At 25.3% G+C, this 22,886-nt stretch carries 22 protein-coding genes and 1 pseudogene; 15 read left to right on the forward strand and 8 right to left on the reverse strand.

From position 1 onward, the window contains the following. Positions 1-2: 2 nt before the first annotated feature. The 3 genes from rpoE to fba all read left to right on the forward strand — a co-directional run bounded on the left by rpoE (position 3) and on the right by fba (position 3,058). Positions 3-410 (forward strand): DNA-directed RNA polymerase subunit delta, encoded by a 408-nt coding sequence (rpoE, locus tag AACK89_RS06130; protein WP_338961844.1) that lies wholly within the window; start codon positions 3-5, stop codon positions 408-410. A 36-nt stretch (positions 411-446) separates the two neighbouring features. Then, positions 447-2,051: a CTP synthase gene (locus tag AACK89_RS06135; protein ID WP_338977993.1), complete on the forward strand. Its 1,605-nt coding sequence runs from the start codon at positions 447-449 to the stop codon at positions 2,049-2,051. A 137-nt stretch (positions 2,052-2,188) separates the two neighbouring features. Then, positions 2,189-3,058, forward strand: coding sequence for a class II fructose-1,6-bisphosphate aldolase (gene fba, locus AACK89_RS06140; RefSeq protein ID WP_281749064.1), 870 nt, complete (start codon positions 2,189-2,191; stop codon positions 3,056-3,058). Between the two features lies 1 nt (position 3,059). On the opposite strand, the gene AACK89_RS06145 is transcribed toward fba, so the two are convergent. Beyond that, positions 3,060-3,497 (reverse strand): PPC domain-containing DNA-binding protein, encoded by a 438-nt coding sequence (locus tag AACK89_RS06145; RefSeq protein ID WP_338977998.1) that lies wholly within the window; start codon positions 3,495-3,497, stop codon positions 3,060-3,062. 205 nt (positions 3,498-3,702) lie between these two features. Here AACK89_RS06145 and rpiB point away from each other — a divergent pair, with 205 nt between their 5' ends. From rpiB to AACK89_RS06160, 3 genes are all read left to right on the forward strand, one after another. Continuing rightward, positions 3,703-4,131 carry a ribose 5-phosphate isomerase B gene (gene rpiB / locus AACK89_RS06150; protein ID WP_174480264.1) on the forward strand — a complete coding sequence of 143 codons (429 nt, stop codon included), beginning with the start codon at positions 3,703-3,705 and terminating at the stop codon, positions 4,129-4,131. 37 nt (positions 4,132-4,168) lie between these two features. Beyond that, the gene (glyA, locus tag AACK89_RS06155; RefSeq protein WP_338978001.1) at positions 4,169-5,470 is read left to right on the forward strand and encodes a serine hydroxymethyltransferase; all 1,302 of its coding nucleotides are present in this window, start codon (positions 4,169-4,171) and stop codon (positions 5,468-5,470) included. A gap of 152 nt (positions 5,471-5,622) precedes the next feature. Next, a complete protein-coding gene (locus AACK89_RS06160; protein ID WP_281749630.1) occupies positions 5,623-6,861 on the forward strand; it encodes an IS256 family transposase in 1,239 nt (412 codons plus the stop codon). Positions 6,862-6,948: 87 nt separating this feature from the next. Here the strand turns inward: AACK89_RS06160 and AACK89_RS06165 are convergent, their stop codons facing one another. Together AACK89_RS06165 and AACK89_RS06170 are read right to left on the reverse strand one after the other, a co-directional pair. After that, a complete protein-coding gene (locus AACK89_RS06165) occupies positions 6,949-7,086 on the reverse strand; it encodes a hypothetical protein (protein WP_252320481.1) in 138 nt (45 codons plus the stop codon). 46 nt (positions 7,087-7,132) lie between these two features. Continuing rightward, the gene (locus tag AACK89_RS06170) at positions 7,133-7,912 is read right to left on the reverse strand and encodes a hypothetical protein (RefSeq protein WP_338978004.1); all 780 of its coding nucleotides are present in this window, start codon (positions 7,910-7,912) and stop codon (positions 7,133-7,135) included. Positions 7,913-8,223: 311 nt separating this feature from the next. Here AACK89_RS06170 and uvrB point away from each other — a divergent pair, with 311 nt between their 5' ends. The 3 genes from uvrB to AACK89_RS06185 are packed head-to-tail and all read left to right on the forward strand — an operon-like array spanning position 8,224 to position 11,401. Then, positions 8,224-10,209, forward strand: coding sequence for an excinuclease ABC subunit UvrB (gene uvrB, locus AACK89_RS06175; RefSeq protein WP_338978006.1), 1,986 nt, complete (start codon positions 8,224-8,226; stop codon positions 10,207-10,209). Between the two features lie 14 nt (positions 10,210-10,223). Beyond that, entirely contained in the window at positions 10,224-10,937 is a 714-nt protein-coding gene (locus AACK89_RS06180; protein ID WP_338978008.1) for a CatB-related O-acetyltransferase, read from the forward strand. 8 nt (positions 10,938-10,945) lie between these two features. Further along, entirely contained in the window at positions 10,946-11,401 is a 456-nt protein-coding gene (locus tag AACK89_RS06185) for a methylated-DNA--[protein]-cysteine S-methyltransferase (protein WP_338978011.1), read from the forward strand. A gap of 17 nt (positions 11,402-11,418) precedes the next feature. Here the strand turns inward: AACK89_RS06185 and AACK89_RS06190 are convergent, their stop codons facing one another. The 5 genes from AACK89_RS06190 to AACK89_RS06210 form a co-directional block, all read right to left on the reverse strand. Next, a complete protein-coding gene (locus AACK89_RS06190) occupies positions 11,419-11,580 on the reverse strand; it encodes a hypothetical protein (RefSeq protein ID WP_338978014.1) in 162 nt (53 codons plus the stop codon). Then, the gene (locus tag AACK89_RS06195) at positions 11,555-12,319 is read right to left on the reverse strand and encodes an APC family permease (RefSeq protein WP_338978016.1); all 765 of its coding nucleotides are present in this window, start codon (positions 12,317-12,319) and stop codon (positions 11,555-11,557) included. Before AACK89_RS06195 ends, AACK89_RS06190 begins: the two co-directional genes overlap by 26 nt. Before the next feature lie 35 nt (positions 12,320-12,354). Next, positions 12,355-12,828: an amino acid permease gene (locus tag AACK89_RS06200; protein ID WP_338978018.1), complete on the reverse strand. Its 474-nt coding sequence runs from the start codon at positions 12,826-12,828 to the stop codon at positions 12,355-12,357. Positions 12,829-12,843: 15 nt separating this feature from the next. Beyond that, complete coding sequence (locus AACK89_RS06205; protein WP_338978020.1) at positions 12,844-13,296, reverse strand: alpha/beta hydrolase; 453 nt, start codon at positions 13,294-13,296, stop codon at positions 12,844-12,846. Between the two features lie 260 nt (positions 13,297-13,556). Continuing rightward, complete coding sequence (locus AACK89_RS06210) at positions 13,557-13,904, reverse strand: hypothetical protein (protein ID WP_338978022.1); 348 nt, start codon at positions 13,902-13,904, stop codon at positions 13,557-13,559. A gap of 332 nt (positions 13,905-14,236) precedes the next feature. On the opposite strand from AACK89_RS06210, the gene AACK89_RS06215 reads away from it, so the two are divergent. The 6 genes and pseudogenes from AACK89_RS06215 (at position 14,237) to AACK89_RS06240 (ending at position 22,554) form a co-directional block, all read left to right on the forward strand. Then, positions 14,237-14,908 (forward strand): hypothetical protein, encoded by a 672-nt coding sequence (locus tag AACK89_RS06215; RefSeq protein ID WP_338978024.1) that lies wholly within the window; start codon positions 14,237-14,239, stop codon positions 14,906-14,908. 554 nt (positions 14,909-15,462) lie between these two features. Continuing rightward, the gene (gene uvrA, locus AACK89_RS06220; RefSeq protein ID WP_338978025.1) at positions 15,463-18,333 is read left to right on the forward strand and encodes an excinuclease ABC subunit UvrA; all 2,871 of its coding nucleotides are present in this window, start codon (positions 15,463-15,465) and stop codon (positions 18,331-18,333) included. Positions 18,334-18,560: 227 nt separating this feature from the next. Further along, positions 18,561-19,659: pseudogene (locus tag AACK89_RS06225) on the forward strand (IS3 family transposase). Between the two features lie 126 nt (positions 19,660-19,785). Next, positions 19,786-20,262, forward strand: a complete 477-nt coding sequence (locus AACK89_RS06230) for a hypothetical protein (protein WP_338978027.1) — start codon at positions 19,786-19,788, stop codon at positions 20,260-20,262. Positions 20,263-20,406: 144 nt separating this feature from the next. Further along, positions 20,407-21,324 (forward strand): SGNH/GDSL hydrolase family protein, encoded by a 918-nt coding sequence (locus AACK89_RS06235; RefSeq protein WP_338979307.1) that lies wholly within the window; start codon positions 20,407-20,409, stop codon positions 21,322-21,324. A 54-nt stretch (positions 21,325-21,378) separates the two neighbouring features. Then, entirely contained in the window at positions 21,379-22,554 is a 1,176-nt protein-coding gene (locus AACK89_RS06240; RefSeq protein WP_338978029.1) for a hypothetical protein, read from the forward strand. Positions 22,555-22,886 lie beyond the last annotated feature (332 nt).

Below are 22,886 nucleotides of genomic sequence, written 5' to 3' on the forward strand. Positions count from 1 at the left end.
AAATGCAAAACAAACAAACATTAGTAGAAGTAGCATATAGTTTTTTATGCAAAAAGAAAAAAAGCAGTTTTAATGAAATTTGAACACATGTTAAAAAACAATGTAATATTTCTAAAGAAGATGAAGAAAAAATTGCTGGTGAACTTTATACTGGAATTATTTTAAATACCAATTTTTTCTTAAAAAATGATAAACTTTGATATCCACGTAATGAAGTCTCATTAGAGGAAATTAAAGAACATATGACAAGAGTAGAAATTCCAAGTAATACAAAAGACGAAATTGATAGTACTGAAACAGTTACAGATAATGATGAAACTATAGATTTAAGTGAAGACGTAGAAGATGAAGATGATGATTTAGATACCATTAGTATTAAACCATTAGAAGATAGTTATGATGATGAATAATAATGATATTATTAATTAATATTTAGGAGAAAACTAATGAATTCAAAGTATATATTTATTACTGGTGGTGTTGTATCATCTTTAGGTAAAGGAATTACAGCAGCATCGCTTGGGCGTATATTAAAGCAAAAAAATATTAAGATTTTTATGCAAAAATTTGACCCTTATATTAATGTTGACCCAGGTACTATGAGTCCTTATCAACACGGTGAAGTATATGTAACTAGTGATGGTGCTGAAACTGATTTAGATTTAGGTCATTATGAACGTTTTATTGATGAAAATCTGACTAGAGATTCCAATATTACTGCCGGAAAAGTATACCAAACTGTTTTAAAAAAGGAACGTGATGGTTTTTATGAAGGGAAAACTGTACAAGTTGTACCTCATGTTACTGATGAAATTAAAAAACATATTTTTAATTCCGCAATTAATAGTAAGGCTGATGTTATTATTACCGAAATTGGTGGAACAGTTGGTGATATTGAATCATTAGCTTTTATTGAAGCCATTAGACAAGTTAAAAACGAAAAAGGTCATGAAAATGTTATTGTTATTCACACTACATTAATTCCTTATTTACATTCGGTTGGTGAATTTAAAACGAAACCCAGTCAACATTCAGTAAAAGAAATATTATCATTAGGTATTCAACCTGATATTTTGGTTTGTCGTAGTGAAACTATGCCACCTGATCATATTTTTGATAAATTATCTTTATTTTGTAATATTAAACGCAGTCATGTTTTAGCAATTCCTGATTGTGATAATATTTATAAAGTGCCATTATCTTTAGAACAACAAAAAATTGATGAAGTAGTTTCAGAATTATTAAAGTTAAATAAAACTAAACCAGATATGTCAGAATGACATGCAATTGTTAAAAAGTTAGATAATATTAATCAAGAAGTTACTGTTGGTATTGTGGCAAAGTATTCGAATTTAAGTGATGCTTACTTATCAGTAATTGAATCATTGAAAATTGCAGGTTATAGTCTTAATACTAAAGTTAATTATAAAATTATTAACGCCGAAAGTTTAGATAGTAAAAACATTAATTCTATGCTTTCCCCTTTCCAAGCAATAATTGTTCCTGGTGGCTTTGGTAATCGTGGTGTTGAAGGCAAAATCAATGCAATTAATTATACTCGAGTTAATAAAGTTCCTTTCTTGGGATTATGTTTAGGTATGCAGTTAGCTTGTATTGAATATGCTCGTAATGTATGTAATTTACAAGATGCTAATTCTACTGAATTTAATGAAAAAACTAAAAATCCTATTTTTGATTTATTACGTGGTAAAAATAAAAATGATCAAATTGGGGGAACTTTAAGATTGGGTAATTATCCAACCACTTTAATTAATGATTCATTAGCAAAATCTCTTTATAAACAAACTATTATTATTGAACGTCATCGTCATCGTTATGAATTTAATAATAGTTATAAAACATTACTTGCAAAAAATGGATTAATTTTTAGTGGTATATATAATAAAGAAGATTTGGTAGAAGTGATTGAGTTGCCAAAAGAAGTACATCCATTCTTTATTGCAAGTCAGTTTCATCCTGAATTCACATCAAGAATTAATAAACCAAATCCTTTATTTTTAGGATTAATTAAAAGTATTATTAAAAAATAATGATTAAGTAAGAAAATTTAATTTTAAAATTGTTATAATTTTTATGAATTGTATATTCTCAAAATATATATGCAACTAGATTTTTTATGAAAATATATAATATAAGGTTATAATATTTTAAGAAAGAAGGAAAAGAAATGAATAAATTTGTTAGTGCAAAAAATATGATTGATAAAGCAAAAGCAGGTAAATATGCCGTTGCTCACTTTAATATTAATAATTTAGAATGAACAAGATCTATTCTTGAAGTTGCACAAGAAACTAAATCATCTGTTATTTTAGGTGTTTCAGAAGGTGCTATTAAATACATGGGTGGATTTAACACAGTTGTTAGTATGACTTTAGCGTTATTGAATGATTTAAATATTACTATTCCAGTGGCATTACATTTAGATCATGGTCAATCAATAGATTCTTGTAAGAAAGCATTAGATGCTGGTTTTAGTTCAGTTATGTTTGATGGTTCTCATTTAGATTTTAATGAAAATATAAAAGGTACCAAAGAAGTAGTTACTTATGCTAAGAAAAAAAATGCATCTGTTGAAGCAGAAGCAGGTACTATTGGTGGTGAAGAAGATGGAGTTATTGGTAGTGGTGAGATTGCTAGTGAGGAAGATTGTAAATCATTAGCAGCTTTAGGAATTGACTTTTTAGCAGCCGGAATAAATAATATTCATGGAAAGTATCCTAAAAATTGAGATGGTTTAAATTTTGATGTGTTAAAAAATTTATCAGTAGCTTCAAATAAGCCAATGGTATTACATGGTGGTTCTGGAATTCCAAAAGATCAGGTTAAAAAAGCTATTAATTTAGGAATTAGTAAAATTAATGTTAATACTGAATTACAAGAAGTATTCGCCGCAGCTATTGAAAAATATGTTACGGAAGGAAAACTTAATGAAGATAAAGGGTTTGATCCTAGAAAAATTTTTAAGCCAGGAATGGAAGCAATTAAACTTAAAGCTAAAGAATTATTAACAGAATTTGGTTCATTAGGAAAATCTTAAATTAAGATAAATTTCAAATATGAAAATTACTTTTATTATCAATAACTTGTGATATTTTTTCATTACTTAAAATATCAATTATTACTTCGGCCTTAATAGCAACTTTCGCGTCTAACATATGACCACCAATTACGTTAAAATTATCATCACCAAAAGTAGTATGACAATGAATAATTGGTTTATTTCTATCTTTTTCATCTCAAATGATTGTTCCAATTGTTGATAACAATTCATATTGTTCAAGAAAAGTTTTTTTTACATAATCAGTACTTTTTTTAGGAATGTAGCCTAAAGTGACATTAGTAATAGCACCAATCATTTGGAATTGTGCCATTCCTATGTTTTCTTTAATAGCAAATTGCTCTAAAGTTTTAATAATCATTTCATCTTTTTCAATAATTAATGCATACTTATTTCCGATCATTTTTTTAATTTTCATAATAAGAATCTCACCTTTCTTTTAACAGTATTTTAACATATTTATTAATAGCAATAATGATTAAAATTGATTATTATAGGAAAAAAATATTTTTCTTTTTGTAATAAAAATTATTTTAAAAAGAAAATATATTAATTTTAAAATTAATAGGTATAATAAAACTAATATTTAAACTAAGGAAGTGATAAAGTTGAAAACTAATGGTTTAGTAATTGCTATTGGTAATGATCATACCGCTTATGAATTTAAACAACCAATTATTAAATTTTTACATACAGAAGGCTATCAAATTTTAGATTTAGGAACAAATAGCAGTGAACCTGTTGATTATCCTAATTTTGGTTTTAATGTTGCAAATGCTATTGTTAGTAAAAAAGCAGATTTTGGTATTGTAATTTGTGGTACTGGTATTGGTATTAGCATTGCTACCAATCGTATTAATGGTGTTCGTTGTGCTCTTTGCTATGAGGAAGAAACAGTAAGATTGGCAAGACTTCATAATGACGCTAATGTTTTAGCACTAGGTGCTAGAATTATTTCTGATTATAAAGCAGTAGAACTTGTGAAATTATTTTTAAATACTAAAACAAGTGATGAAAAAAGACATCAATTAAGAGTTGCAAAACTAAAATAATTTTACTATTAAATTATTAAAGAGAGGATGTTTAAAAATGGATAAATCTTTTAATAAAGGTCTTGACCCAGAATTAAAAAAAATTGTGAAAGATGAATGACAACGTCAACAAAATCATATTGAATTAATAGCTTCAGAAAACTATGTATCACCAGCTGTACTTACACTCGCTGGAACAATATTAACTAATAAGTATGCAGAAGGTTATCCGGGCAGAAGATATTATAATGGTTGCGAAAATGTTGATAAAATTGAAAATTTGGCAATAGAGCGTTTTAAACAATTATTTAATTGTAGTCATAAACCAGGTCAATGTAAAAAAGGTAATTTTCATGCTAATGTACAACCTCATTCTGGTAGTCAAGCTAATGCTGAAGCATATGCTGCTATATTACGTCCAGGTGATACTATTCTTGGTATGGAACTTGATGCCGGTGGTCATTTAACTCATGGTTATAAAATTAATTTTTCTGGTAAAATTTATCACGGTGTTAATTATGGTGTAAGTAAAAAGGATGAATATTTAGATTATGATGAAATTTTAAAAATTGCTAAAGAATGTAAACCAAAAATTATTGTAGCAGGAGCTAGTGCTTATTCAAGACTTATTGATTGATCAAAGTTTCGTAAAATTGCTGATACTGTTGGAGCATATTTAATGGTTGATATGGCGCATATTGCTGGATTAATTGCTGCTGGATTACATCAAAATCCTATTTGTTATGCTGATATTACAACAACAACAACTCATAAAACATTAAGAGGACCACGTGGTGGTGCTATTCTTTGCACTGAAGAATTAAAAAAGAAAATTGATAGTGCGGTATTTCCTGGTAATCAAGGTGGACCATTGGAACATATTATTGCAGCAAAAGCACAAGCTTTTTATGAAGCATTAACACCAGAATTTAAAACTTATCAAATGCAAGTAATTAAAAATGCGCAAGCATTAGCAAAAACTTTTCTTGATGCAAAATTTCATGTAGTGGCGGGTGGAACTGATAATCATTTATTAACTGTTAATGTTACTAATATTAACGGTTTAAATGGTAAAGAAGCTGTTGATATTTTAGAAAAGATTAATATTGTTGCTAATAAGAATTGTGTTCCCTTTGATCCTTTACCAGCTGTTATTACTAGTGGTGTTCGTTTTGGTAGTCCAGCAATGACAACGAGAGGTTTTAAAGAAGAGCAGTTTATTGAATTAGGAAAGATTATTATTAGTGCTTGAAAATTACCTAAGGGTATTAATGATGATGGTTTACATGAATTAAGAAAAAAAGTTGATATACTTTTAAATAAATTTCCCATTTATGAAGATATAAAATTACCTCAATAATAAAATAATTATTTTACATTTGGAATATGAAAATAAGTTTTCTGTTAATTAACAGAAAGGAAATGTTTAGTAATCTGTGTAACTTACAAAAATAACTATGTTTAATTAATTCTAGTAAATATAATTAAATGACTAGAAAGAGTGAGTTACAGATGGCTAAAAAAGATAACTTTAATAATAATGATCCAATATCAAAAGCAGTAGATTTATTACTAGAAAATACTGAAGATTTAACAACAGTTTTTAAACCTGGCGGTTTATATAAAGAATTAACAAAAAGATTAGTTGAAAAAATGTTGAATTCTGAAATGCAAAATTATTTAGGATATGAAAAAAATCAACATAGTACTACTGAAAATGCTCGTAATGGTACAAGTTCAAAAAAATTAATAACTCAACAAGGTAAAATTGAAATTGATGTACCAAGAGATCGCAATAGTAATTTTACTCCTGTAATAGTTCCTAAAAGGCAAAGAAGATTTGATGGTTTTGATCAACAAGTTCTTTCCTTGTATGCAAAAGGAATGACATTATCTGACATTAGAATGCAGTTGCAAGAGTTATATCATGGTGCTGATATTAGTGAAAGTGTTATTAGTCAAATTACTGATGATGTTATTGATGATGTTAAAGCATGACAAAATCGACCATTAGAAAGTATTTATCCTATTGTTTATTTTGATTGTATAGTAGTTAAAGTACGACAAGATAAACGGATTATTAACAAATCAGTTTATATAGCATTAGGAGTTGATTTAGAAGGCAAAAAAGATGTTTTAGGATTATGAATTAGTGAAAATGAAGGTTCTAAGTTTTGATTATCTAATTTCACAGAAATGAAAAATCGTGGCTTAAATGATATTCTTATTGCTTGTAGTGATAATTTAACAGGCATGTCAGAAGCAATACAATCAGTTTATCCTAAAACAGAACATCAATTATGCATTGTTCATCAAATTAGAAATAGTTTAAAATATGTTTCATACAAACATCGAAAAGGTCTAGTTGCAGATTTAAAACCAATTTATAGTGCATGTAGTGAAGAACAAGCAATGCAAGCTTTAGAATCGTTTGAAAGTAAATGAAATAAACAATATCCTCAAATTACTAAATCTTGATATAAAAATTGAGATAATTTAATGGTTTTTATTAGTTATCCAGTAGAAATCAAAAGAGTGATTTATACTACAAATGCTATTGAATCTGTTAATAGTCAATTACGAAAAATCATCAGAAATAAAAAAGTTTTTCCTAATGATATGGCAGTTTTCAAAATATTTTACTTGGCAATTGAAAATATAACAAAAAAATGAACATTGCCTATTCAAAATTGAAATACAGCAATTGCTCATTTTATGATAAAATTTGAAGACAGAATTAATCTAAATTAGTAACTTTGTAAAACAAAGATACACAGATTATTAAAAAGCCTCAAAAATAAAAATAGGCAAATGCCTATTTTTATTTAAAGTATAAAATTAATCTTTTGGTTTTTTTTCAAAATCTTCTCCATCTTTTTCTAATCCTTTGATTGGACAAAGTAGAGGATAATTTTCTTTACAATAATCACAATGTCATTTTTTCTTTTTGAAAATTTCTTTAAATTTTTTAAACATTATATTTTTTCTCTCTTTCTTTTCATTATTTTTTTGTAAGTATATTTTATTCTTGTTCAAGTTCTGTTCATGAGCCAGTGGTGTTAGTGACTACTTTTCATCCTGTATTACTATTTTCGAATTTAGTTTTTAATTGATTAAAATTCTCAATAATTTTTTCAGATAAAGTATATAAATCTTCGTTTGAAATATAACCTTTTCAACCACTTGCATCTCATTCGGGAAATCTAGAAATAATATTAAAAATTTCAGTTTTATTTTTATTAGTATTTAAAATTTTTTGTCATTCATATCGACTTATTTCAATTTTTAAAGTATCATGTCATAAAAATTTATAATATTTTTCTATTATATTTTTATCGTGAGTATTTGGTGAAAATTGTGGTGCTAAAAAAAATAATTCCTTAGGTGCTTCATGATAAGTTACTATAATTCCATACGTATTATATCCACGTATATTAATTAAAGACGAAAAATTATTTATTAACTTTTCAGTTAATTCATATATGCTAATCTTTTCTCATCCATTATCTTGATAAGGAAAAGATGAAGTATCATAGTATATTTTTTCTCTTAATTTTTCAAGGTCATTTAAAGAAAAAAGTTTAAATCAACTATCTAAAGTACTACTATTAATGTATATATACGATATAGCAAGTTCATATTGAAATTCATAGTTAGTAATAATTTTATCTTCACCATCATATTTTATTGGTTCATTATTTAAAATATTTGTAGTTTTAATTTCGGTGCTTAAAATAGAATTTAAGTTTCCTGTGGTTGTTGCAAATGTTAAAAGACTTACTGTTGTTAATAGTTTTTTCATAATCATCCCCCCTTATTTAGTTTCTTTACTTTATATAAAAATTATTTTAATTATCTGGCTAAAATTTTACTATATTTTAAGTAAAATAAAATATAAAAGATAATAACTCAATTTTAAACATTGGATTTATTTGATACTAAACTTTAAATTTTTTAAGAAATTTATTATAATTTTTTATACTTATAAAAATCAAAAAATAAGTATAGTATTTATATTGTTTTATAATAATTTTAATTATATAAAAGTTTTATTATTATTTTATTTAAAATAATATGGTATTGTATATAGAAGTTTTAAAGGAATATAAAGTTATGTTTAAATTAAAAGCACCTTATAAACCAACAGGTGATCAACCCGAAGCAATTAGTAAATTAGTAGTAGCTATTAAAAATAATATTAAATACCAAGTATTATTGGGAGCCACTGGCACGGGTAAAACTTTTACAATGGCCAATGTTATTGCGCAAGTGCAAAAACCAACTTTAATTTTAGTACATAATAAAACATTAGCTATGCAATTATATGGAGAATTGAAAACTTTTTTTCCTGAAAATCGCGTTGAATATTTTGTCTCATATTTTGATTTTTATCAACCTGAGGCATATTTACCAAAAACCGATACTTATATTGATAAAAATTCTAAACAAAATCAAGAAATTGAAATGTTAAGATTAAGTGCTTTAAATGGTTTATCTATTAGTAAAGATGTTATTATTGTGGCATCGGTAGCAGCAATTTATGGTGAACAAGAACCAACAGCATATAAAGATAACTTTTTTGAATTGAGAAAAGGACAAAAAATTAATAGAAAAGATTTATTATTAAGACTAATTAAAAATGGATATGTACGTAATGATATTACATTAGAACCGGGTAGTTTTAGTGCAAAAGGTGATTTAATAAAGTTAGCTCCATCTTGAAATGATCAATTTTATTTAAGAATTAGTTTATTTGGTGATGAAATTGAAGAAATAGCACGTATTGATACATTAGGTGCTAATGTTTTAGAGCGTTTTCCCTTTATTACAATTTTTCCTGCGCAAAATTATATTACTAGTAAAAATCGTGTTGATCAGGCAATTATTAAAATTACTGAAGAGTTAAAAATAACATTAGCACAACTAAGAAAAAATAATATGTTAGTAGAAGCGCAAAGATTAGAACAAAGAACAGAACATGATCTAGAATCCTTAAAAGAATTTGGTATTTGTAGTGGTATTGAAAATTATTCTCGTCATTTAGAAAATAGAGAAGTGGGTTCAGCACCATATACTTTAATTGATTTTTTTCCAGATGATTTTTTAACAATTATTGATGAATCTCATATGACATTACCGCAAATTAGAGGAATGTATAATACTGATCGTAGCAGAAAAGAAACATTAGTAAAATATGGCTTTCGTTTACCTAGTGCTTTGGATAATCGTCCTTTAAATTTTAATGAATTTTCTAATAAGTTAAAGCAAGTTATTTATACTTCAGCAACTCCTGCTGATTATGAATTAGCATTAATTAAAAATGAAGTTGAGCCTTTTAATGTACCAGTTCAACAAATTATTCGTCCCACAGGTTTATTAGATCCAACAATTGAAATTAAACCAACTAAAAATCAAATGGAAGATATTATTAATCAAATAAAATTACGAACAAAAAATAATGAAAGAGTATTTATTACTACTTTAACAATTAGAATGGCAGAAGAATTATCAAATTTTTTACAAGAACAAAAAATTAAAGTTGCTTATATTCATAATGAATTAAAAACATTAGAACGTACTAAAGTTTTGTTAGATTTAAGAAAAGGTGTTTTTGATGTTATTGTTGGTATTAATTTATTACGTGAAGGATTAGACGTACCAGAAGTGTCATTAATCTGTATTTTGGATGCTGATAAATCTGGTTTTTTACGTAATACTAAATCATTAATCCAAACTATTGGTCGCGCAGCACGAAATGTTAATGGTCATGTTATACTATATGGAGATATTAAGACAGAGGCAATGACACAAGCAATTGAAGAAACGCAAAGAAGAAGAGAAATTCAACTTGCTTATAATAAAAAACATAATATAGTACCAGTTACTGTTAAAAAACCGTTGAGTGAAATCGTAAGTACTAGAGAATTAGATGTTGATTTAAAAATTTTAAATTCAAGTAAAGGTAAAACAAAAATAGCTGCTAAAACAAAGATAATTGCTGATTTAAGAGTTGAAATGTTACAAGCAGCTAAAGATTTAAATTTTGAAAAGGCAGCTTCACTTCGTGATTTAATTTTGAGTATTGAAAGTGAAAAATAAAGGAGTAAAATAAGTTGACCGATAAAGCACAAAAAGGTATTTTGATAAGTCCAAATACTAAAATTAATCCTCATATACCAATAATATTTTTAATAAAAAATTATATTACTAAACCTAAAATTTTTATTGGTGATTATACTTATTATCATGATTTTAATGGTGAGCAAGCAGCTATTGATTTTGAAAATAAAAATATAATTTATCATTTTCCAAATATGATAAATGATGAATTAATTATTGGTAAATTTTGTTCAATTGCACAAGGTGTTTTATTTATAATGAATGGTGGCAATCATAATTATTGTGTAGTTTCAACATTTCCTTTACCATTATTTTATAAATCATTAAATTTATCAGAAGTTACAGAAAAAGATAAATTAGATAAATTTCCGATTAAATCACCAACAGCGATAGAAAATGATGTTTGAATTGGTCATGATGTGGCAATCTTAAGAGGGCTAACTATTGGTAATGGGGCAGTAATTGCAGCTAAAAGTGTAGTTACAAAAAATGTGCCTCCTTATGCTATTGTTGGTGGTAATCCTGCTAAAATTATAAAATATCGTTTTTCTAAAAAAATAGTTCAAAAATTACAAAATATAAAGTGATGAGATTGATCTATTGAAAAGATTATTGAAAATTCAGATTTGTTAAAACAAAATTTTGATAATAAAATATTACAAAAACTTGTAAAAGAAAGTAATAGTTTAAATAAAATAAAGGGGTAATAAAAAATATGAAAAAATATGGTTATTTAACTACTAAAATAGGTTTAATTGAAATCATAGTAGTTGCAGAACAAGTAGTAAAAGTTAGTTTCGTTAATACTCGTCAAGTTGCTAAGGATAGTAGTAATATAGTGGTAGTTAATTGTTTAAAACAACTAGCAATGTATTTTGATAAAAAATTAAGTGATTTTAACTTACCAATAACTTTAAAAGGAACTCCTTTTCAAGAATTAGTATGGAGTAAAACTTGTACTATTCAATTTGGGACAACTTTAACTTATCAAGAATTAGCGCAAAAAATAGGTTATCCAAAAGCAAGTAGGGCAGTGGGTTCGGCTTTAAGTAAAAATCCATTAGCAATTATTGTTCCTTGTCATCGAGTTGTTAATAAAAATAAGAATATTGTTAATTATCTTTATGGTGCCCATATTAAAAATTTTTTATTAGCACAAGAAAGTAAATAAGGTATAAGATTATTTTTTTATGATTGATTATCTTTTTTTTGATTTTTAAAATTGTTAACAATTTTAACTACATAATTTTTAATATAGTAAACAGGATATCCTGCTAACATAACAGCAATTAAAATTAGTGAATTTCATAATGCTCAAATATTATTATTTTGTGTACCATAATAATACATTGCTAAAAATGATCCAACAATAGCAATTATTGCTCCTAAATAACCAATAATAATGAAAATAAAATCAAAAATTATTAAAAATCTTTTGATAGTCTGGATGTTTGCGCCTTAAAAAGATAATGACTGAATTAACAATTAATTTTAAAAAACTAATAGCAATAATAAAGTAATTAGTTACTTCATACAATTGATTTCATAAAATATAAATTAAAGCAGCAAATATTAATAGTAGCATAGCAGCTCATGGCATATTAGTTCTTTTAGTTGTTTTTTGAAAAAATTTAAACAAATCTTTTTCTTCACTCATTTTAAAAATTAAACGTGATTGATAAAGCAGAAATGCATTTAGTGAACCAACAAATAATAAAATTGCTAGTCCTGAAAAAATATAAGCTAAAACGCGAGGAATATTAGGATTATTGATAATAGCATAATATCAAACGTTACTAAATCCTTTATTTTCATCTAATCATAAAAGTGGTTCATTAATAGTTAACAAAGCAATTAATAGTATTAAATATAAAAAAATAATTAGTCCTGTTGCAATAATTAAAGCTCAAAGTACATTTTTTCTTGGATTTTCTACTTCTTCAGTAACATAAGTTATTGCTTCAATTCCTGAATAGGCAAATAGTGTCATTGTTGTAGCTGGTAATAAAACATAAGTTGCAAGAAAAATTTTTGATAAATCTTTTTGAACTATTTCACTATTAAAACTATCTGTATTTCCATAAATCATAGCAATAAATAAAACAAAAGTAATTGGTAATCCTTTTAAAATTGTAAAAATAATTTGTGTTTTTCCAGAACTATTTTAATAAATATTTGGACTATAGCTAATGCAAATAAAATTAAAATTCCAAATAATTTTATCAACCATTGGTTAGTAATATGAGCTAAAGTACCGATAATATTACCTAATGCTAAAGTAGCAGAAGCAACGGCAGTAGCACTAACCATTAAAACTAAAATCCATCCCAATCAAAACGAACAAGCCATTCAATTTGCTTTTTTTAATCAATAATAAGCACTTCCATTTCCCGGAAAAGAAATAGCAGTTTCTGCTAGTAATAACATTTCTGGCAAAATTAAAATACCGCCTAAAATTCAGGCACATATCATTAAAATCGGATTAAATCCACTTTGAAATGCTACTTGTCCAAATGAAATTAGTACTGATGATCCAACTGTGGCAGAAATTGCCATCATTAATATTACTCAAAACGAATACTTCTTTTTTAATTTCATGTCTTTTTCCTATCTCTATTTTTTTATTTCGTATGTATTGATAAAACTTTTTATTTTATTAATATAAGTTTGATAAGCATTTGGTAAGGTTTCAATATGACCAATATTTTCCAAAAATAAATAATCATAATTTTTATAATGGAGTTTAACTTGATAATTATGAATGACATTAGCCATGAAAAATGGGACAAAATTATCTTTTTTACCGTGAATTAATAAAGTAGGAACTTGAAAACCTGTTTTGCTTTTTTTTAATAAATCATATTCTAAAATATTTGTATTTGTAAATTTTTGATATCTTTTTGTTAAACCATTACTAATTAATCATCAAGGTTTTTTATAGCGATATTGCATGACGTAACGAAATTGAACAAGTGGATTAGAGAATCCACAATCAGTAATTGCCCAGTTAATTAAATTGGTTACTTTATAATTAAATAAATAATAATTAATTGTTGATGCACCCATACTATTACCAATTAAACCAATACTGCTAACTTGATAATTATCTTTTATTCAATTAATTAAACAGTTAATATTTTCAGCACAAGTAAGACCAATGTCACTATATTGGCCATCAGTTTTACCGTGAGCAACACTACCAAAAGTTAAAATATTGTATCCTTCTTCATAAAATCATGAGACTAATCTTAATGCTAAATATTTATTTTCTGTTCAACCATGAAAACCAATAACTCATTTATCACTTTTCTTTTTTTGAATGACAGTTAGACAACTAATGTTTTGATTATTATCATTTTAATGGTAAATTCTTGATAATTTTCTTTTTTTCAATCAATTGGATAGCCATATTTATTAAGATTTTTAATTTGACAATCATATTGATGATAATTAAAACTATTAATATCAACTGTTTGTTCGTTGTTTATTTTAAATTTACCTTCTTTTTGATAAGAAAAGCAAAATTCTAAAAATTGTTTTTGATATTTTTTTGAATAAAAATAAACAAAAGGAAATAATAGAATAACTAATAAAATTTTGCTAAAAGAATAACAAAATCTTTTATAACCAGTTAATAAAATTTTTTGATTCATAGATGTGTTGATTACTGTCATTTTTTAAGCCTTTTCTAAACTACTAAACTACTAATTATTTTACACTATCTTATCAAATGTTTAAAATATTAATGTATGTTAATTTAATTATTTTAAAATAATTAAATTAATAATTTTTTATAACTTAATTGTTTTTCAATTTTAATAATAATTTTTAATATTTAATTTTATTAATAATTGCTTTCTAGGAAAGTTTATTGTATAGTAATTTTTTAATTTGTAAACTTTAAGTGAGATTTATTTAAAATTGAAACAAAATAATATTTTCAATAATTTTCATTATTAATAAAAATAGTATACGAGAATTTTAATAAAAAGGAGGATACTTAAAAATGATAAATGAAAAAAATAAGACAGTAGAAGAAGATAGTTGAGAAAGTGTTACTACTGTTAATGTTGATGATAGCGATTGTCAAGCAAAAATGGAAAAATTAAATAAAAAATTACAAGAAACAGCTAATGAATTAGAAGAAATAAGTAGTCTTTATGCAAAATCAGTAAAAGAATCATTAGATAAATCAAAAAAAATTAAAGAACTAGAAGATAAAATTGATGAATTAGAAGAACAATTAAAAGCATGTAGAGAAAAAAATAAAAAATTAGAAGGTCTTGAAGATAAAGTTAAAAAATTAGAAGAAGATTTAAAAGAATGTAAAGAAAAAAGAGAAGAACTAGAAGCACAGTTAAAAGAATGTAAAGCAAAAAGAGAAGAACTAGAAGAACAATTAAAAGATTGTCAAGAAAAAAATAAAAAATCAGATGAAAGTAAAGGACAATGAATTCCTGGTGAATATAAATGAATGCCTGTTGGATCAAAAATGCCAGAAGGTTGAGTAAAAGTAGATCTTGCTAAAGGTTTAACAATAGTTCAGAGTGATAAAGAAGGACAAACATCAGGAAGTGTTGGAAAGCATAATCATACATTTTTAAATAATGGTCAGGTATGAACCACTCCTGCTTCAGCAAAACTAGCTTTTATTAATGAAGAACTTCAGGATCATTAGGTTCTAAATATGTACCATTCTTAGGTAGTTATAATGATCTTTTGCGAACTAAAACAACTGCTGATACTGGAAAAGGCATCTCTAATACCGAGAATAATTTAGCTGCTGGAATATTTGCTGAACTTTGACAATATCAAGGAGAAAATAGTAGTAGTTAAAGTTAATAAAAAAGAAAGAAAAAAATAATATAAATAAAGTTAATGGATAAATTTATATAATTTAAGTAAATAAAATTATTCCAATTATTTTTTATTAGAAAAAATATTGGAATATAACATTTTTTAGTAATAATTAATTCTAATTTTTAAATTTTATTATAAAATGAGCAATTGCTGTATTTCATTTTTGAATATATATTGTTCATTTTTTTGTAATTTAAGTTTTTATATATTTTCTTTTGCAATAAATAATTTTAAAATTTTAAATATTGATTTAGATAATATTTTAAACTAATTATAATTGATATTCTTTAATATTAATTAGCAATAATGCTATTAAAGTTAACTATATATAGTATATAATTAATTAGAAAGAGCATATAAGTGGAGGAATAAATGACAGATAATCAAAAATATATTACTGTTAAAGGTGCACGTGAACATAATTTAAAAAATGTTAATATTAAAATTCCAAAGTATAAGTTAGTAGTTATTACTGGTGTCTCAGGAAGTGGTAAATCATCATTAGCTTTTAATACAATTTATGCAGAAGGAAGACGAAGATATGTTGAATCACTTTCAGCCTATGCTCGTCAATTTTTAGGAAACAGCGAAAAACCTGATGTTGATGCTATTGATGGTTTAGCACCAGCAATTTCTATTGATCAAAAAACTACAAGTAATAATCCTCGCAGTACTGTTGGTACTGTTACTGAAATTTATGATTATTTGCGTTTACTTTATGCACGAATTGGAACTCCTTATTGTAATAAGGGTCATGGTCCAATTAGCACGCAAACTTTAAAAGAAATGGTTAATAAAATTAAAACGTTAGAAGATAATACTAATATTGAAATTTTAGCACCAGTTATTAATGCTAAAAAAGGTAGTCATCAAGATTTATTAGCAAAATTAAAACAAGAAAATTTTTTGCGAGTTAAAATTAATAATAAAATATATAGTTTAGATGAACCAATTGAATTGAATAAATCATTACGTCATGATATTGATATTGTTATTGATCGTATTAAATTTACTAATGATGATAATACTATTTCACGAATTCATGATGCTTTAGAAGTTGCTTTAAATCATAGTAATGGTTTAGCAAAGGTTATTTTATCGCAAACAAATGAAACGTGATTATTTTCTCAAAAATATGCTTGTAAAATTTGTGGATTTTCAATTCCCAGTTTAGAACCGCGTTTATTTTCTTTTAATGCACCAAGTGGAGCGTGTTTTGATTGTAAAGGCTTGGGAGTAAAATTAGAAGTTGACGAAGAATTATTAATGCCAGATTTAAAACTATCAATTAATGATGGTGGCATTGAGTATTATAAAAACTTAGTTGGTACTAGTAATTTAGAATGACAAAAATTAAAAGTTCTTTGTTATCATTATTTAATTGATTTGAATCAGCCATTAAAAAATTTAACAAAAACACAACTTAATTATATTATGCGTGGTAGTGATGAAGCCATTACTTTCAGTATTACTTCGGCAAATGGTCGTAAATATCCTAATCATGATTATATTGAAGGCATTGCCACTTTAATTGAAAGACGTTTTTTAGAAACAACTAGTGATTTTGCCCGTGATTATTATCGTAAATTTATGAGTGAACGCACTTGTTTAACTTGTCAAGGAACAAGATTAAATGAATTTGCATTGGCAGTTAAAATTAAAGATGAAAATAATAAAGAAATGAATATTAGTCATTATACTAATTTAGACATCGAAGAAAGTTTAACATTTATGTTAAATATTAAATTATTAGCTTATCAACAAGAAATTGCTAAATTAATATTAGTAGAAATCATTAATCGTTTAAGTTTTTTAACTAATGTTGGTTTAGGTTATTTAAACTTATCACGAATGGCACAAACTTTATCTGGTGGTGAATCACAACGAATTCGATTAGCAACTCAAATTGGTTCACAATTAACGGGAGTATTGTATGTTCTTGATGAACCTTCAATTGGTTTACATCAACGTGATAATGTTAAGTTAATTGAAACTTTAAAACAAATGCGAGATCTTGATAATACATTATTAGTAGTAGAACACGATGAAGATACAATGTGAGCAGCAGATTGATTAATTGATATTGGTCCAAAAGCCGGAATTTATGGTGGTGAAGTAATTGCTGAAGGTACACCACAGCAAGTTGCTAATAATCCTAATTCAATTACTGGAAAATATTTAAATGGTGAAAAATTTATTGCGTTACCTAAATCAAGAAGAAGTGGTAATGGTAAAGTTATTGAAATTCAAGAAGCACAAGCTAATAATTTACGTAAAATAAATGTTAAATTACCTTTAGGTAAATTTATTTGTGTTACTGGTGTTTCAGGAAGTGGTAAATCAACGCTTGTTAATGATATTTTATATACTAGTATTCAAAAGTATTTGGGTTTAAAGGGACAACGACCAGGAAAACATAAAGCAATAAAAGGGATTGAATTTATTGATAAAATTGTTGCTATTTCGCAAGAACCAATTGGCAGAACACCAAGGAGTAATCCGGCTACTTATACTTCAGTTTTTGATGATATTCGTGATTTATTTACACAAACACCAGAAGCAAAAATTAGAGGATATGCTAAAGGTAGATTTTCATTTAATGTACCAGGAGGAAGATGTGAACGTTGTTCTGGCGATGGTGTTATTAAAATTGCGATGCATTTTTTACCAGATGTTTATGTAACTTGCGAAATTTGTGAAGGAAAACGTTATAATAGTGAAACATTACAAGTTAAATATAAAGGTAAAAATATTTATGATGTACTAGAACTGCCTGTTGATTTAGCATTAACTTTTTTTGCTAATCATCCAAAAATCCATAAAAAATTAGCAATGATACAAGAAGTGGGATTAGGATACGTAAAATTAGGGCAACCTGCTACTGAATTATCTGGTGGTGAAGCACAAAGAGTGAAACTAGCTAAAGAATTACAAAAACGTGCTACTGGCAAAACTATGTATATTTTAGATGAACCAACTACTGGTTTACACGTTGATGATATTAAAAGGTTAATTGAAGTTTTAAATAAAATCGTTAATCATGGTGATACTGTTGTTGTAATTGAACATAACTTAGAAGTTATTAAAGTTGCTGATTACATTATTGATCTAGGACCTGAGGGTGGTAAATTTGGTGGTGAAATCATTGCTACAGGAACACCAGAACAAGTAATAACAAATCCTAAGTCTTATACTGGACAATATTTAAAAGCAGTTATTAATCGCGATTTGGATAGAAAATAATTAAAATATTTTCTGTAGTATTCTTGAATTTTAACAAAAGAAGTGGAGAAATAAAATGTCTTTAGAAGTAGTACCAAATTTAAAAGAAATACTTATAAATTCAACTATACAAAATGTTAAAAGTAATATAATAAAGTTAAAAGAAGTTTTTTGGATAGGTTACACTTTATTGGACACTAATTACGTAGACAAGTGAACAAATTAGTTAAAAGAAAGGAACTATAATTATGACCAATATTAACTCATATACCGATGAATTTAAAAAACAAATAGTAGCTTTATATCAAAGCGGTAAGTCAGTGTCTTGTCTTGCTAAAGAGTACAATGTTACAAGAGCAGCTACTTATAATTGAATTAAGCAATTTACTAATTCAGGGAGTTTTAAAACTAAAGATAATCGTTCTATTGAAGAAAATGAATTAATTAAATTAAGAAAAGAATTAAAACAGTTACGAATGGAAAATGATATTTTAAAGCAAGCAGCACTAATAATAGGCAGAAAATAGAAATTATTGCTAAAAATAAAGTTAAATATAAAATTCGCACAATGTGTCGTTTTTTAAAACTTTCTAAATCAACATATTATTTTAATTTAAAGGAAAAAGAAAAAAACAAAATAATATTTATGATGAAGCTGTTATTAGTGCTTTTAAAGAAAATAAAGAAGTTTATGGAACAAGAAGATTAAAAGTTGTTCTAAAAGAAAAGAATATTTATTTGTCATGCAGAAAAATTAAAGAAATTATGAATAAACATAATTTAATATCAAAATACACTAAATTATCATTCAAAAATTATCATAATAAAGTCAACGATAGTCAAATAACCAATATCGTTAATAGAAACTTTAATAATAGGCTTAAAAATGAAGTTATTGTTAGTGATTTAACTTATGTTCAAGTTAATGGTAAATGAAACTATATTTGCCTATTAATTGACCTATTTAACCGCGAAATTATTGGACATAGTGTAGGTACTAAAAAAGATGCATCATTAGTACATCAAGCATTTATGCACTCAAATCGTTGTTTAAAAGATATTCAAATATTTCATAGTGATCGCGGTAATGAATTTAATAATAAAATTATTGATAAACTTTTACTAGCATTCAATATTAATCGCTCTTTAAGCAAAAAAGGTTGTCCTTATGATAACGCTGTTGCTGAAGCAACTTTTAAAACTTTCAAAATTGAATTTATTAATGATAAAAATTTTACATCATTAATCCAATTAAAATTAGAATTATTTGATTACATCAACTGATATAACAACATAAGAATTCACAGCACTTTAAACTACTTAACTCCAGTTAATTATCAAAAATAAATGTCTACCAAAAAATAGTCCTAAAAAGGGTTGCCATTCCAATCTTACTTATATATAGACATGAAAGGATTTGTCACTTTGGAAAAAAGATTATATTTTTTAAAGTTTAATAAAAAAATTCTTAAAATGGATTTAATAAGTTTTGGAACTGGTTTAATAGGTATTTTTTTGGGAATTCTAAGTATTTTATCATTACAACCTTTTTGAGATAATGATAAAGCATCACTTTGAATAACTGTTGTTGCAATTTTTTTTGATATTACTAGTTTTACTTTAGCTTTTCTACCTTTTTTCTTAATGTTCCGTTTAATTAGATTAAAGAAAACTTTGATAAAACAAAATATGAAATTATATCGAAAAGATCAATTTAGTATTTCGCTTGATTTTATTAGTTTTTGTTTAGGTATTATTGGAACAAGTTGCGAAATTATTAGTGTTATTGTGCTTTTACCTCAATTTAATGATAATAAAGTTTTTTCATATCAAATTACTATTGTTGCTGTTGTTTTAAATATTATTAGTTGTATTACTTGTTTAATGGCAACATTAATTACTATTAATATTATTAAAGATTATAAACAAAGAGGAAATTCTATTATTTAAATATAATAATTTCCACTTTTAGCATAATTATTTTTTGTACTATGACAAGCTAAATCAATTATGTTAAGATATTTTCAGTTTAAGTTTATGTTAGAAGGAGAAGTTATGAATAATAAATAAAAAATTAAAGGTAACTTTTATGTTCTGGGAGATAGTTTATCAGACACAGGAGCATTAGTAAGTGGTTTTACAGCTCTTTTTAAGCATTTAAAAATACCTAAAATAGTTAAAATGTTACCACCATTTTATAAAAATTCTTTTTCTAATGGTCTTGTGGCAGCACAAATTATTGCCGATTATTTGCATATAAATTTAACTTCTGCTTGAAGATTTAACCTTTTTTTATTTGCTGATGAGCAAATTGGTAATAATTATGCAGTTAGTGGAGCTTTAGCTAGTAGAAAAAAAGAATTAACAGTAGAAAGTTTTGTTATTAATCATTTTGATATTACTCATCAAATAGATGCTTTAATTAGTCAGCATCATATTAATAGTAATGATATAATTTTAGTAGAGTTTGGTGGTAATGATATTTTATATGCTTTTAAACAATCGTTATTAAAGGACCAAGAAGAAATTATTAATAAAGCAGTTGAGTTAATAAAAAATGCTTTAACTAAATTGATAAATAAAGGTGCTCAACATATTTTATTATGTAATGTTCCTAATATGAGTATTATCCCTTTATTTAAAAATAAAGAAAAAGATAAGGAACGTATTTTAAATTTAACTACTAATTTTAATAAAATGTTAGATGGTGTTATTGAAGAATTAAATAAAAATAAAAAAAATATTATTAAATATGATATGTTTGCAGCAATAACAAACGCTATTAATAAGTTTAAAAACTTGAATATTAATAACAATATTATTGATGCAGCAGTTACTACTGATTTTAGTGAGATAATTAATAATGGTATTATTGTTCCTCATTTCAATAAAGGTGTTAATGAAGAAAATATTAATAATTATTTCTTTTTTGATAGCATTCATCCTAATAAATGAGCACATAATATTATCGCTCAAGAATTAATTAAATTAATAAATAATAATAAGAATTAATTAGAAATATTTATTTATAAGAGTTATAATTTTATTATAAAGGAAAAAATAAATATGAAAAAAGAATGAGTTAAATTAATTAAAGTAGACTTTATGCATGGTGTTGAAGAACCTTGATGTAATAACAAAGGTGTTGCAATATTACCATTTATAATTAAAGATGATGGTAGTCGTTATTTTATGCAAACATGTGAGAGTAATCCTTTATTTAATAAAAATAAGTTGGGTAAATATAGTTCAATTACTGGTGGAGTGGAAAATAATAATCCTTTGGAAACAGTTTATAATGAAATGTGAGAAGAAACTGGTATTTTTTTAACAAAAGATACACCTATTTACTTTTTAGGTACTCATTATGCTTCAAAAATAAGCACTAAAGTATGATATTATTATGCAATTGATTTAACTGCACTTAATTTGGATATTAATGATAAATATTATGGTGTTGGCGATGGAACAATAGGAGAAAATAGTTTATATAGTAAATTTATTCCTAAAACAGAATTACGGTTTTCAAACGATTCTTTTTCTCTGACAATTTATGGTAAGTTATTCAATTCTATAAGTCACAATTGTTTTAAAAACATTAATTTTAAAACATTATTATTAAACAATTATTGCGATTCAAAAGCAGAAATATTTAATTCTGAAATTAATAATAATTTGAAGAGAAATATTTTTATTTCGGGTATAGCTAATAAATATGAAGAATTTGGTACTATAAAGAAAAGTAAAAAATTTTTATTTGATTTATCAAATTTTTTATGTAAAGAAAATAAGAAAATAATAAATGCATTTGGAATCGGCGTTGGTGATGAAATAGTAAGTGGTGCTGTTAAGTATGCTAAAGAAAATAGTATTGTTTTGGATAAAATTCTTGATGTATGACCATTTCCTCAACAATTTAAAAAAAGTTGACCAGAATATCGTAATCAGTTAATAGATAAAGCAGACATTGTACTATTTATTTTTGGTAATAAAATGGATGAAAATAATAATATTGTTTTATCAAAAGGTGTATTAAATGAATTTGAAATTGCTAGAAATAAAAATAAAATAATAATTCCTATAGCTTCAACTGGTTATGCTGCTAAAGAAATATTTATAAAAATAGAAAATGATATAGAAAATTTTAAATATTTAAAAGATTATTTACATGTTCTTAAGAATGAAAAAAATGCTGCAAAGATAGTTAAAACTATTATTCAAATTTTAGATAATATTAACTAGTAATATTTATTTATATTTTATTTCTTGGTGGTAATTGTGGAGGCGTGCCACTTCCATTTGGACTTAGTTGTCCTAAATAATTAATAAAATGATAATCTCATTTTTCAGAAACTAAATCACCAGTATTTTTTCATTCTTATTTTTATCAATAGTTTCATAAATATGATTTAAATTTTGATTGATAGATGATGAGATAATATTTTTTAATACTAATTGAAAAGGAATATAGTTGCTATTCATAAAAAGTTAACACTAATTTCTAATATTTTAATTTTTAACAATTTTTAAAGAATTATATCATAATAATTTTATTTGATAATGAAATGTTTAGT

The organism is Spiroplasma endosymbiont of Panzeria rudis, assembly GCF_964019705.1.
Classification (GTDB): Bacteria; Bacillota_I; Bacilli_A; order Mycoplasmatales; family VBWQ01; genus Spiroplasma_E; species Spiroplasma_E ixodetis_A.